Genomic DNA, 12,429 nt, shown 5'->3' on the forward strand with positions numbered 1-12,429 from the left:
TACTCCAGTGCGTCTTCGTGATCTATGCGGTGGAGGGAGCGGAAAGTCGGCGCTGGTAGTGGCTGCGACGGGCTGTGGCCTGGTGCTGCCGACGCCAGGCTGACCAGGCCAGCAACATGCTCGGGGTGGTTCTGGGCGGGTTGAGCAGGGCCCCGAGCAGGTGGCGGATCTCAGGGACGGTCAGGTCGATGGGGTCGCCGCTGCGTGCGGGACGGTTCGGCTGGGCGGGTCTTGATGGTGTCGCGTCGGCGGCCAGAACGGTGAGGAAGGCCAGCGCGAGCATGGCCAGGGTGATGTGCCTGTGCCAGGCGGTCCAGTGGCGGACCTGGTAGTGGTCCAGGCCGACCTGGCCCTTCGCCGCCTGGAAGCACTCTTCGATGCACCACCTCGTGCCTGCGACTCGAACCAGCTCCGATAGCGGCACCCGTTGCGGGGACCAGCAGAGGTAGAAGGCGAGTTCGCCGCTGGTGGGGTTCCGGCGGATCAGCAGGTGCCGGTGGCCGTCCGTGTCGGTCTCGATCCAGGCCCAGTCGTAGTAGCGGGGCCCCTTCGCCCCGGTTCCGGCGCTTTGCCGGTGCCAGGCGGCATCGGGCAGGTGGTCAGCGACGTTGTCCGCTCGGACGGGAGTGCGCCCGTGGTTGATCCGCACCCGGGTGCTGCAGGCGACGGCCAGGACGTAGCCGATCCCGCGGGACTCCAACAGGGCTCGTAGAACCGGGTCTTGGCCGTAGGCCTCGTCGCCGGTCGCCCACGAGGCGGTGACCCCCGCATCCAGTGCTGCCGCGATCATCTGCCCGGCCAGAGTGGGCTTGGTCGCGAACTCCGCCTGGTCGGGGACGCCCGCGCGGGTGCGACGCTCGGCGTCCTCGCACCAGGCCTGCTCGGGAAGGTAGAGCCGGCGATCGATCAGGGCCCGCCCGTGGTGGGAGGCGTAGGCGAGGAACACGCCGACCTGGCTGTTTTCGATCCGTCCGGCCGTGCCGGTGTACTGCCGCTGGACGCCCGCCGAACCGTGGCCCTTCTTCAAGAACCCGGTCTCATCGACGATCAGCACGCCGTCGTCGGCGCCCAGGTGCTCGACGACGTAGGCACGGACGTCGTCGCGGACGTCATCAGCGTTCCAGCGTGCGGTTCGCAGCAGCCGCTGCATCGGCCCGGGACGGGTGTGGCCGGCCTGTTCGGCCAGCTGCCAGCAGTTCTTCCGCTCGACGGCGGAGAGCAGCCCGAACAGGTAGGCACGGGCCGTCACCCGGGGCTCGACCCGGCGGAACCTGCCCGCGATTCTCGCCATCGCCTGGTCGAACATCGCCCGCCATCGGGCGGCGTCTATGCTGTGGCTCGCGGCCACCGCACGATCATCATGAGTCCACACAACCCTTGATGATCACGCGGTGGCCGTTCCGTTTCCGCCATCGGACCGCATCTCAGCCCCGCCATCTGTCACGGAGCAGCCAGAGCAATCGCCGACTGGCGTGATGGCGCCAAAGCCACCACGGCAGCAGCCGATGGTCCACGAAAGACCACAGGTCATCGTCGGCTTCGTTACCGCGAGGGAAGCCACGCAGCAGATTGAGACATCGCTGATCCACGCAACGGTGCAGCCGGGCTACGTGGGCCAGGGCGACAACGCCCTGGCGGCGGATCTCCGGATCATCAGCCGCCATCGCCCGAGCAACCTGCGGCAAGATCACATCTGCTTCGTCGTGGTTCAACGCCAGAGCGATCACAGCCACACCGACGGGGGGCTCACCCCGGTTGAAGGCCGCGTCGACGTCGTCAGGCCGCTCGACCCATCGCAACGTCGACGCATCCTGCCAGTTCAGAGCAGGTGCCACGTTGGCAGAGCCACTCTCGTCGGTGTCCATGACCTGACCCTACCGACCGCTGCACCGTGAGACTCCCAGCTCGCCGTCGCCCCCGTAGCCCCACCGCAGACCAACAAGATCGCAAAGTCACACTGGAGTACTAGGCGGTTTCGTTTGGATCAGCGAGAAGACATACCTGGCCATGGCTGGGGGCAAGGCCGCCCACATGGGCTGCTCGGTCATGTTCAACACCGCCAGCAACTGGATCTCCCGCCTCGCCGAGGCCCACCACTCCGGCCGGCTGGAGGCGGAGCTGAAAAGATCCGCCGCTATAAGTTGATCATCGTCGACGAGGTGGGCTACATCCCGTTCGACCAGAACGCTGCGAACCTGTTCTTCCAGCTCATAGCCTCGCGCTACGAGCAGGGCTCCGCGATGGTGGCCTCGAACCTGTCCTTCGGGCTCTGGGGAGAGACCTTCTCGGACGACGTCGTCGCGGCCGCGATGATCGACCGCCTGGTCCACCACGCAGAGGTCCTCACGCTCACCGGCGACTCCTATGCTTAGGCGGGCCTGGCTCGTCGCTCTCGCGCCCAATGCTCCTGTAGGCAGCAATAGAGTTGGCCGAGCATCCGGTTCAGGGGCAGGACGTTCGGCCCTCTCACCCGGTGTGGTTTCCGACCGTATTCGGCCCCCTCTCGCATCCCGCCCGGACACGCGGGCCCTGGTCAGTGCTGCGGGTCACGCAGACCGATCATCCGCAGCACCGCCTTGCGCGAGCGGTCGTTCTTCCACTGCGGAACGGCGTTGGCGCCGAGACGGGCCATGAGGCGGCTCTGGTAGAGCACCGACTGGGGGTTGCTAAAGGCCTCGAAGCCGATCTCGCCGCCCTTGTAACGGCCCATGCCGCTGGGGCCCACGCCACCGAAGCCCATGCTGTTGGACAGGGCGTGCAGGGCGAGTTCGTTCACAGAGACGCCCCCGCTGGACGTGCGCCGGACAATGGTGTCCACCGCGCGCCGGTCGTGTCCGAAGATGTAGAGGCCGAGCGGTTTGTCCTTGGTGTTGACGATGTTGATGGCCTCGTCGAGGGTCCGGTAGGTGTCGACGGACAGCACGTGGCCGAAGACTTCCGTCTGGTGCAGCCACAGGCTCTCGTCGGGGTTGACGACGATGGTCAGCGGCAGCTGGCGGGTGGTGCTGGTGGGGGCTCATCGGCGTAGATGTCGGGCTGGATGACACGGAAGCCCTGTGCACGCGCCCCGTCGATGAGGGCGCTGCCCCGGTCGTAGGCCCGCTGGTCGATCATGGCGCAGGCCTCGGGATTGCCGTGCAGGATGGGGAAATCCTCGTTGTTCTTGCGCAGTACGGCGTCGAGGCTCCAGCGCTTCCTCCGGCACCAGGGCGCAGTCGACGGCGAGACAGACCTGTCCGCCGTTGCCGAGCCGGCCTTGGGCGATCTTGGAGCCCATGGCGTCGATGTCGGAATCCAGCAGGATGAACGCGGGGCCTTCGCCGCCGAGTTCGAGGATGACCGGCGTGAGATGAGGCGCCGCGGCGGCGAGAACCTTGCGACCGATCTCGGTGCCACCAGTGAAGAGGAACTTGTCCCAGGGCAGCGCGGCGACGTGCGCAGAGACCTGGGCGTCGCCCTCGACAACCGCCGGGCCCCTCTCGTCGAAGCTCTCGGCGACGAGTTCCTTGAACAGGGCCGTGAGACGTGGCGTCGACTCGGACGGCTTGATGATCACACTGTTGCCGGCGGCGAGAGCCTCGATCGCTGGGTCGAAGGCGAGGCTGACCGGCGCGTTGAACGGTGACATGATGCCGACCACGCCGAGGGGCTCGTAGACGAGGCAGTTGCGCACCCCGATCAGGACGAGGGCGCCAGAGAAGCGGCGCCGGGGCCGCATCCAGCGCTTGAGAGGGCGTTTGACGTGCCGCGGATGGAGCAGCGGCGGCATGATGTCGGCGCTGAGGAGAGGATCTGATCGCGGCTGCGGTGGCCGAAGTCCTCCACCAGCATGTCGACAAGCGCGACCCAGTGGGTCTTGAGCAGTCGCTCTACGCGGTCAAGGCTGTCCACGCGGTCGGCGAAGGACGGTGCGTGTCCCGGCGGGTAGGCGTTCTTCTGCAGGTGGAAGATCCGGTCGATCTCGGCGAGAGGAGCGGTGGTCGTCGTGGGGCGGCGGAGGGAGACATTCCGTCAACTCCGATTGCAGGGTGGGTTCACCAATGTTCGAGACAGGCGAGGGAGTTTTCCAGGGCGCTTGTCCAGGACAGCCAGCGTATGTCGGGACCGGCCTGGTAGTCCCAGGCCATGCGTGTGCAGAGGTAGCCGACGGCGGTCTGGCGTTCGGAGTGGGCGAAAGCAAGGCGTCCACCAGCGCCCGAGTGGCCGAACGAGCCGGGGCCGAGCATGGCTCGGCGTTGCGGTGGAGTTCGTAGCCTAGTCCGAAGCGCAGCGGGTGGGGCGCGGGCAGTTGGTCGAGTGGTGCCGGGGCGGTGAGGTCGTCGGTCTGCGGGGCGCGAGCCTGCTCGACGGTCACCCCGCTGAGGAGGCGTACGCCGTCGACCTCTCCGATCAGGGCCGCGTACATGCGGGCCAGGGAGCGACGCGGCTCGGCGTCGACTCATCATTGAACCCACAGCCACCAACCCGGCGAACATCCCGGTCAGAGCCTAGCCAACCAAAGTCTCGAAGCCCGCGCTATCGCAGTAGGACACCGCTCTGCCCACAGCCTCGCCGTCACCACGGACCGCGTTGGCGGTGTCATCGAGGATGCGAGTGTCAGCATGTTCAAGGCCTGCCCGGTCAAGCCTTTCCGAAGCGTCAATGACCTCCTGCCCTGCTGATTCGGCGTTGTCGAACCCGGGCGACTGAACACCCTGTCCCTCATCGGCATCGGCGTCCACAACACTGGTTCTCGTGGCATTTTGCCAAACCCCCAGCTTGGCGCAGTAATCCCGTTGCAGCTCCTTGGCCTGCGCCGGATCGCCCGACGAACAACTGCTCAACAGGACAGCGACAACGACACCGGCCGCTGCCCGCCCAACCGCTCGGGCACTCCCAGCGCAGTACTGCATGACCATGCTCTCCCCGAAGCTGCAAACGCACAGTATGAATCACGTAGGTGCCGCCCTGCGCCGATCTATACGCACCATCAGCGCCTGCCGGGCAAGGAATAAGGTGTATCCCCCAACCCGGCAAACCCATAACATCCAGAGCACCAGTGATGCCTCTGGAACGTGCAGGCACCTTCCCCGACGCCCCCGAAGCGGCACAACAGCCGTCGCGTTTCAACCAGAGTGAGAATGCGACGGCCCGCCCCTCGGAGAAGACTGGCGCCCTGACGGCCGAAGCGACGACGGGCGGAGACCACCCAACCCTCCGGCACCACTCTGTCCCACGAGCCGGCGAGACCATCCCCACCGTCATGGAGACATGGAGATCCGTCGGCGCGCTTCGGGCCGGAAAGTACGCGCTGCCGCTCAGAGCTATGGCACGGAACTTGCCCGACATCAGGGCTACTCCGCAAGCGTCTCAGCATGGCTGACCTGCCGTGGCCGCCTGCCCAGCCACCGACGCACCGCCCGGGCCTGCCAGGCGCCGCCGTTCGGGCCGCGATCACCCTCATGACCCGCCGCCTCGCCCGCAGACGCTCGGCACAAGCAGCAACCCCGACGCTGGCGTCGGCGGCCCGACGGCTCAGGTCAGCCCGGAAAAGCGGTCCAGGAGGCGCAGTAGATGCCCCTTTCGATTCCCTTCCGGCAGTTCTCCGAGGTAGGTACGGAGTCGGTGGACTGTTCCCACGCTGATCTGCGCTGGACCGACAACGTCGACGACGTTCTCCAGCGCCCGGATCCCCCGGCTCACGTTGAAAGCGAGGTCATCCATGAGGACGGCGTCGAGCAGCGCGTCCAGATAGCGGGGATCCGGATTCAGGAAAAGGCGCGTGTAGGCCGCCAGCCGCAGCCCACCGTTCTCCGACTCCAGCCAGACGGTCAGCGGCGGGTCGGGGATGCGCGTCGTCTCCCGGACGAGTTCCCCGAATACCTGCTGCATCAGACGAGTGCGCTCCCGGCCTGAGGGCATAGACCGCCGCAGGTCCAAATAGTCGCCGGCGAGCCGGTTCACCGTCTTCCCCGGATCCTCACCTAGCTCACCCGAGGTGCGTTCCTGTGCGGCGGTCAAAGCAACCTGCGAGGTGTCGGCGACTGCCTCCACCGCCCGTTCCACGCGGGCCGTGGCCGTCTCGGCCTCCTCCACCCGCGCGGTGAGCTGCCGGAACTGTACGCCTGCGCCGCCAGGCAGGGTAATGCTGTCGAAGATCCCTCCCAACCACGGAACGACCGCGATCACCAGCAACGTCAACGTGACCGCGTCAAGACCGACGTCCGGCCACAGCAAATGTACAACCGCGGCCAAGACCGCGACCACGGTAATTGCCAAGGCTGTGTACCTACGACGGGCCTCGTGATTGCCCCCACGACCTGGCTCAGATCCCCCCTCAGGCATAGGCACAGCATTCCAGAACCGCGCGTCGCTGCCTACCTCGAGTACCCCGCAACCGGACAACGCCGCCCACGCGAACGCCCGCTCCGTTTGCCTCCTCTCCGCGCCAGGACGGCGAACCACCCGAAATAGAGAGTTCAGGCACAGCTTCTTGTCTTGTCCTTTAACCACCTTGGTGTCGGCCTTCCATCCGAAGCCCGCTCCCGTGCCAGGTAGAAAGGGCAGCGGGCTGAACCGTCCTCCCGTCCGGCCACCCGCAAGGGCCGGGCGGGAGCGGGGGTACCTGAAGCAGGGCACCCACAGGCATCGGGCGGGTTATGCCTGTCTCCCTTCCCCTCACGTCCCGCGCAGCATCGCCTCTTCCGGCCTGCTGTTCCCGATGCCCGAACGCGCGCGCTGTTGGGCCCCTGGCCCTCGGCGAGGGACAGGGTCTGCTCGAAGTGGATCAATGCTTCCGGATAGCGGTCGAGGATGGCGGTGAGTTCGCCGAGGCAACGGTGGATCTTCGCGGTGCTGTGCCGGTCGCCGCTGCGCACGGCTGTCTTGAGCACCCGGTTCTGGAGCCTCTCCCAGTCGTCGAAGTGACTGCCGACCCGGAAGAGGGTCTCGTGAAGGCGGTGACCAGCGCGCCGATCGCGGCACCGAGATCTATCAGCTCGCGCCCGTCCCGGCGAGATGCGTTGCGAGTCGCTGTACGGCGGCGAGGACTTCCGAGGGACCCTCGCCGCAAGCGGCCTTCCGCCCTCCGTAACCCTTTCACCCAACGGAGTTGGGGGCTCTCCGGCAGGAGCACAAGTAAATGTTGACGGTGTCGGCCGACGGCTCGTCTGCAACGTAGTTCGGATTCCGCTTGACCGTCTATTCCTCGCCATCCGTGTTCACGGAAGAGAACAGAAGTGAATGTCAAGCTTCGTATGCGCATGGCCGCCGCTGCCGGCGTCGCCACTCTCGGTCTGAGCCTGTGCACGGCCCCGGCGTCGGCCGAAACGCCTGAGTTCCGCCAGATCGTCGGCGTGGGCTCCGACACCGCCCAGGACGTGCTTATCGGCCTGGGCGAGGTCATCCCAGCCCCGAACAACACCCCGGACAATCAGCTCATCGCGTCGTGCGACGCGACGGGCGCCTCGGTCGTCAAGTCGCGCGCGGTCGGCTGCGTGATCCCGCGGCCCAACGGCTCCTCGGCCGGTGTCGACGCGCTTTGGAACGCCATCCCAACAGCACAGGCTGCATCGACTCCGCCCGCTCCTCCCGGGGCCCGGCCGACACCTCCGCGACCCGGCTGACCTGGAACCGTTCGCCAAGGACGCGGTGACCACCGTCGTCCGGTCGAGCAGCGCCCTCAACGACGGCGTGGGCCTCACCACCGCCCAGCTCACCCACATCTACCACTGCGTTCCCTCGGCGCTCACGCGCACCTACCAGACGTCGAGCGGTCCCGTGCTCATCACGCTGAAGCCGCTGCTGCCGCAGGCCACCTCCGGCACCCGGACCTTCTTCCTGGAGAAGATCGGTGTCACCGAGGCCCAAGTCGGTGCCTGCGTCAACGGGCACGGCGCAGCCGAACGACGGCACCGCCTTGACCGACCCCGGCCACATTGCCCCGTACCCCATCGCCCAGACAGCTGGCGTCACCACAGACCGGCATGGTGTCACGGCCCTCACCCGTGTGAACGGCGTCGCGCCGCGCATCGCCGGCAGGCTAAACGCTGCCTTCCCCTTCAACCGTGACGTCTACAACGTCGTCCCAACCGCCAGGCTGACCGGTGGCGCCACCCCCGACGCCGACCTGATCGACGCCTTCGTCGGCAACTCCACGGCATGCGCCCAGCCAGCCATCATCGAGCGCTACGGCTTCGCCACGATCGCCAATCGCGGCAGCACAGTCTCAAAGGCGAGCGTTGACGACCCGGGGCGGGCACGGACCGCTGGCTTTGCCCCGGCACTCCTCGCAGCGTTACCGGAACGCCCAAATACGCCCAGTACGAGGACGTCCCTCCACTTCACAATGCACAGTGTCTGACTGCGGACGCTAATCCGCCACTGATTACGGACAGCCCTCACACTGGCCGGATCTCCAATCCTGCCTTCCACCTTGAGCGGGAAAACTACTCGCCAGTCACGGAGATCATGCACGCAAACAGCCGCTGTCCGCCCCGCGCGCCACCGGGCATGGGCGGACTTTGCGGCTTGAACACCATTCAGCAGGTCGGACGCCCCGCCATTTCCGCATCGGCAGGGTAAGAGCCGGGGCCTTCGAGGTCAGCGGGCAACCGCTTTGACCAGCTTGGCCACCAGTTCGGGGTGGTTGCCTTGGAAGAAGTAGCGGGCGTCTGTCTCGACGGTCCATCCGGCCTCCCGGAGAGCGTGAGCAAGGGGCGCGTCCGGTTCCACCAGGGACGCGTGGGCGAAGAGGGAGCGGGCCGCGGTGGACCAGGAGTCGTCAGCCTGCGCGTGCAGCGCGAGACCGCTGTCGAGATCGTCGTCCGACAGGTAACAGATCACCGTGGTGAGACCGGGGATGTCCAACCACCTGAATCCGAGGGCCGGGTCGCCGTCCGAGCTCCAGCCGTCGGTGACCATCAGCAGTACGGGACGGGTTCCCTCGGACGCATGGGAGAGTTCGCGGTGGAAGCGTTCTGCGGCGGTGTAGAGTGCCTGCCGCATCGGCGTGCCGCCGTAGATGAGGTCCTCCAGCAACGTGGCGTTGCCGCGCCCGGCGCCCTCCGCCAGGCGCAGGGCGTGATCCAACGGAAGTGTCGTGTCTCCGACTTCGACCACCGCCTCGAAGAGCAGCGGCATCACGGTCGTCCGCAACGTGGTGAGGATCTCCTCGGGGGCCACCTTGCCCGGCGCTGCCAACTGGAGCAGTGCTTCGCGGACCAGTCGAAGGTGTGCGACGTGCCTCATCATCTGGCCGGCCTGCCCGAGAGCGGAGACCATGCCGATGTCCCCGGCGGCCCCGTGCAGTGCCTTCACTGACTCCATGGGGTTGTCGGCTTGTAAGTGCGTGAGGACCAGTTGGAGTTGGTCCGGTGTCAGGGCGGGTGTCAGCCTGGCCAGTGTGGCGGCGAGGTCGGGGTGCCGGCGCAGGCGGTGGACGATGGTGGCTACTTGGCCGGGTTGGGTGAGGTAGACGGAGGCAACCTGCTCCCAGCCCTCACGACCGTACTCGGCGGCCAGTTGGCGTAGTTCCGCCAGGTCCGGGTCGCTCCCGGAGGGAACCCGCGTAGCGGCCGGGGTAGCGGGGCGGTCCGGGCCCGCTGGCCGCTCTTCGGACGTTGCGTTCAGCAGGGTGAGTAGTGAGAGTACGTCGCAGGCCGCAGGCGCGACCGAGTTTCCGGACCGGCTGTGCCAGCCCCTGGTGGCGCCGTCCACGACGCCGTGCTGCAGCAATCGGGTGAGAGCGCCGGAGGCCGCCCCGTCGATCACGTTGTGGAAGAGGGAGCTCAGTGCTCCGCCTCCGCCGCCGTGGCGGAGTCCGAAGGCGTACACGAACACGTCGACTCTGGTGGCACTCTCGCGCTGATATCCGGCGGCCTGCGAGGACCAGTCCTCCAACAGCAGTTCCTGGAGGCTCTTGTGGAGTTGATGGAGACGTGACGTCCCGTCCGTCCCCGGCGCGTTCGCACTCAGCTGCATAGAGCCGGAGACGTCGAGTACCACCCCGAGCAGCACAGGGGAAGGGGATGCTGGCTCGGGCAACGCCGGAGGCGATACCGACGGCTCAGGCTGCGCAGCCAGCGTTGCTGGTACGGTTTCGCCTGGCTTTCGCCTGTGCCACAGTCTCATCCGATGAACGACCTTTCCGGCAGTGCGGCTGCACCCGGCCACGCCGGATGAACCGATCGCTTCAGGACGGAGCCGATGGCAGGGAACAGTTCCGATCTCGCCGAAGGCGAGGGCCTGGGGGCCTCGTTCTTGGGGTTGCTGGTTGATGTCTCCTTTTCCATGATGCACCCGGTGCTCGACACCGGCGGCGGAAAGCGGAGATCCCGGCTGGAAACGGTACGGACCGCATTGGACGAGGCCGTCGGCAGGGCCAGCGCGCTGCAGGCAAATCCCCACGCTCCTCGGCAGGACCAACTGAAGGTGCTGACACTCGGGTTCGGCTTCCGACCGTTTCGTGGGGCGGCCACCCCGGCGGCCGGCGACGGACGGATCCGCAGCATGCTCACCGCCTCCGAGGACCCATCGGACGCGGTCATAGGAATGGACGCGCTGGTGCGGGAATGGCCGCAGGTCAAGACCCGGCTGTCGGCGAGGCGGTGGCAGATGCTCGGCCCCACCACCCCGATGGCAGAGGCCCTGGACATCGCCGTGCCGACGCTGGCCTCGGCCGCCGGCCGAGGCGGGCAGTCCATGCTCTGCATCATCACCGATGGGGAGCCGTCCGAACCGGACGGCGCGGCCAGACTCAGGAAGAGGTGCCGGGAGCTGAGGCAGTCCGGTGTGGCCGTCATGACCTGCCTCCTGGGTGCCGAACCCCTCGGCGAGCCAGGCCGATTGGTGGCCACCGCCCCCGCCAACTGGCCCGCCGCGGCGCAGTTGATGTTCGACTGTGCCTCCGAACTCGGGGCGGACGATCCCATGCGGGGCTATCTGCGCGAGTGGCACTGGACCGCCGATCCGGACGCCCGGCTGTTCGCAGCCGTACAGGTACACGACGAATTGCCGCACCTGCTGAGCGCCATGCTCGACTACCTTGCCCCCGCTGACGATGCGGAAGACACCGATATCACGTCAGCTTCACCCTCGGCGCTGACGACGCCATCGAAGCCGCTGGTCCACGCCACACCGCACAGCACCTCGCCCACTACGGCCTACGGAAGTTCGGTCAACGCAGAAAACGCTGAGCCGTTGGGAGTGGTGTTCGTCCACGGGATCACTTCGTCGGCCGCCACATGGAAGGACGTGCGTGCCTCTCTGGCCCGGACCGAGGACTTGGCCGATCTGGAGCCGCAACCCCCTTTCGAGTACGCGACCGGTCTGTTCGGCAACAAGCCGTTGAGCCTGAAGAAGCCCCTGAGCCTGAGCGGCGCCCTGCGCGTGCTGCCGTCCCTGGACACCATCGCCGACAGCCTCATGTCCTACCTGGAGACCGAGGCTGCGGACTTCCAGCGCTTGGTCCTGGTGGGCCACAGCATGGGGGGCCTCGTCATCCAGCGCTTCCTCGCCCGCATGCTAGCCCGCAGGCGCGGGACCGACTTGGCCCGCATCCGCAGGGTCGTCCTGCTTGCCTGCCCCAACCAGGGTTCCGACCTTGCTCTCGTCCTGCGCAAAAAACTCTCCCTCGGCAATCGGCAGGAGATTGCGCTCCGCCCCTTCGACGAGCCGGTGAACGACACTCGCTCAGTCGTACTCCAGCACATCATCAATGCCCATGCCGTCACCGAGAGCAGCTGCCCCATCCCCTTCTCTGTCTATGCAGGCGAGGAGGACGGGGTGGTCTCGGCCGCTTCCGCCCGAAGCAGCTTCCCCGATGCAGCCGCCCTACCAGGCAACCACTTCACTATCCTGAGCAATGAGCGAACCTTCAGCACCCTCCAGCGGCTCCTGCGCGAGGCTTCCACCAGCGAGCCCCTCAGACCACCACCGCCGCCCTAGACACACGGAGGACGCTTTCCGGCGCTTCTGCCAGCAGTGTCCACATGGCCTCGCTGGCCGCTGCGCCAAGTGCCGCGTTCCAGCGGGCCGTGGCCAACCGGGCGGTTCGATGCCCAGCACGTCGGCGTGGACCCCCTTGGTGGCGTCTCGCTGAACAGCGGCAGTCCAAGGCGACGCGACAGGGCGCGGGCCGGGGTTGCTTTGCCCGCGCCCGGTAGCCCGTTGACCAGGACGTCGAATGGCTTGGTCATGCCCTGCGGCGCCTGGGCCTGCACCGCCCGCCCGCGCGATGGTGTTCAAGCCCGTCGAATCCGCCCAGGTTTCCTGGCGAGCCGTGAACGCAACCCACCTCGTTGCCCTCGTCCGCACCGGAGCCCGCTTCGAACGCGGTCACCTCCTCGATCGCCCCGGGGAGGCCGCGCCCCCAAGGCACGACCAACGCGACCCTCACGCTCAGAGCAGAGACTCCAATGGTCGAACTGGCGACGACACCATCAAGCCATC

The 12,429-nt window shown here is 67.2% G+C and carries 11 protein-coding genes and 1 pseudogene; 5 read left to right on the forward strand and 7 right to left on the reverse strand.

The window, feature by feature from the left end; translation table 11 throughout:
- Nucleotides 1-22: 22 nt before the first annotated feature.
- Complete coding sequence (locus tag WH07_RS08530) at nt 23-1,306, reverse strand: IS701 family transposase (protein ID WP_079023069.1); 1,284 nt, start codon at nt 1,304-1,306, stop codon at nt 23-25.
- A 118-nt stretch (nt 1,307-1,424) separates the two neighbouring features.
- Entirely contained in the window at nt 1,425-1,865 is a 441-nt protein-coding gene (locus tag WH07_RS39615) for a hypothetical protein (protein WP_157877284.1), read from the reverse strand.
- A gap of 294 nt (nt 1,866-2,159) precedes the next feature.
- Between WH07_RS39615 and WH07_RS41725 the strand changes: the two genes are divergently transcribed.
- Nucleotides 2,160-2,372 (forward strand): ATP-binding protein, encoded by a 213-nt coding sequence (locus WH07_RS41725; RefSeq protein ID WP_269801358.1) that lies wholly within the window; start codon nt 2,160-2,162, stop codon nt 2,370-2,372.
- Nucleotides 2,373-2,533: 161 nt separating this feature from the next.
- On the opposite strand, the gene WH07_RS36140 is transcribed toward WH07_RS41725, so the two are convergent.
- The 4 genes from WH07_RS36140 to WH07_RS08550 form a co-directional block, all read right to left on the reverse strand.
- The gene (locus WH07_RS36140) at nt 2,534-2,992 is read right to left on the reverse strand and encodes an aldehyde dehydrogenase family protein (RefSeq protein WP_079023070.1); all 459 of its coding nucleotides are present in this window, start codon (nt 2,990-2,992) and stop codon (nt 2,534-2,536) included.
- 24 nt (nt 2,993-3,016) lie between these two features.
- Nucleotides 3,017-3,769, reverse strand: coding sequence for an aldehyde dehydrogenase family protein (locus WH07_RS37260; protein WP_079023071.1), 753 nt, complete (start codon nt 3,767-3,769; stop codon nt 3,017-3,019).
- 718 nt (nt 3,770-4,487) lie between these two features.
- On the reverse strand, nt 4,488-4,823 hold the full coding sequence (locus WH07_RS39620) for a hypothetical protein (RefSeq protein ID WP_157877286.1): 336 nt from the start codon (nt 4,821-4,823) through the stop codon (nt 4,488-4,490).
- A 691-nt stretch (nt 4,824-5,514) separates the two neighbouring features.
- Nucleotides 5,515-6,258, reverse strand: a complete 744-nt coding sequence (locus tag WH07_RS08550; protein WP_157877288.1) for a hypothetical protein — start codon at nt 6,256-6,258, stop codon at nt 5,515-5,517.
- Nucleotides 6,259-7,235: 977 nt separating this feature from the next.
- Between WH07_RS08550 and WH07_RS39625 the strand changes: the two genes are divergently transcribed.
- Both WH07_RS39625 and WH07_RS08555 read left to right on the forward strand, forming a co-directional pair.
- Nucleotides 7,236-7,604: a hypothetical protein gene (locus tag WH07_RS39625; protein WP_157877290.1), complete on the forward strand. Its 369-nt coding sequence runs from the start codon at nt 7,236-7,238 to the stop codon at nt 7,602-7,604.
- A gap of 293 nt (nt 7,605-7,897) precedes the next feature.
- Nucleotides 7,898-8,341, forward strand: a complete 444-nt coding sequence (locus WH07_RS08555; protein ID WP_157877292.1) for a hypothetical protein — start codon at nt 7,898-7,900, stop codon at nt 8,339-8,341.
- A 239-nt stretch (nt 8,342-8,580) separates the two neighbouring features.
- Here WH07_RS08555 and WH07_RS08560 read toward each other — a convergent pair whose 3' ends face one another.
- Entirely contained in the window at nt 8,581-9,996 is a 1,416-nt protein-coding gene (locus tag WH07_RS08560; RefSeq protein ID WP_046497383.1) for a vWA domain-containing protein, read from the reverse strand.
- A 189-nt stretch (nt 9,997-10,185) separates the two neighbouring features.
- On the opposite strand from WH07_RS08560, the gene WH07_RS36150 reads away from it, so the two are divergent.
- Both WH07_RS36150 and WH07_RS42310 read left to right on the forward strand, forming a co-directional pair.
- Nucleotides 10,186-11,925: an alpha/beta fold hydrolase gene (locus tag WH07_RS36150; RefSeq protein WP_052744297.1), complete on the forward strand. Its 1,740-nt coding sequence runs from the start codon at nt 10,186-10,188 to the stop codon at nt 11,923-11,925.
- A gap of 265 nt (nt 11,926-12,190) precedes the next feature.
- Nucleotides 12,191-12,334, forward strand: a pseudogene (locus tag WH07_RS42310) (IS256 family transposase); the annotation flags it as partial.
- Between the last annotated feature and the right edge of the window lie 95 nt (nt 12,335-12,429).

Source organism: Streptomyces odonnellii (genome assembly GCF_000981895.1).
Lineage (GTDB): Bacteria > Actinomycetota > Actinomycetes > Streptomycetales > Streptomycetaceae > Streptomyces > Streptomyces odonnellii.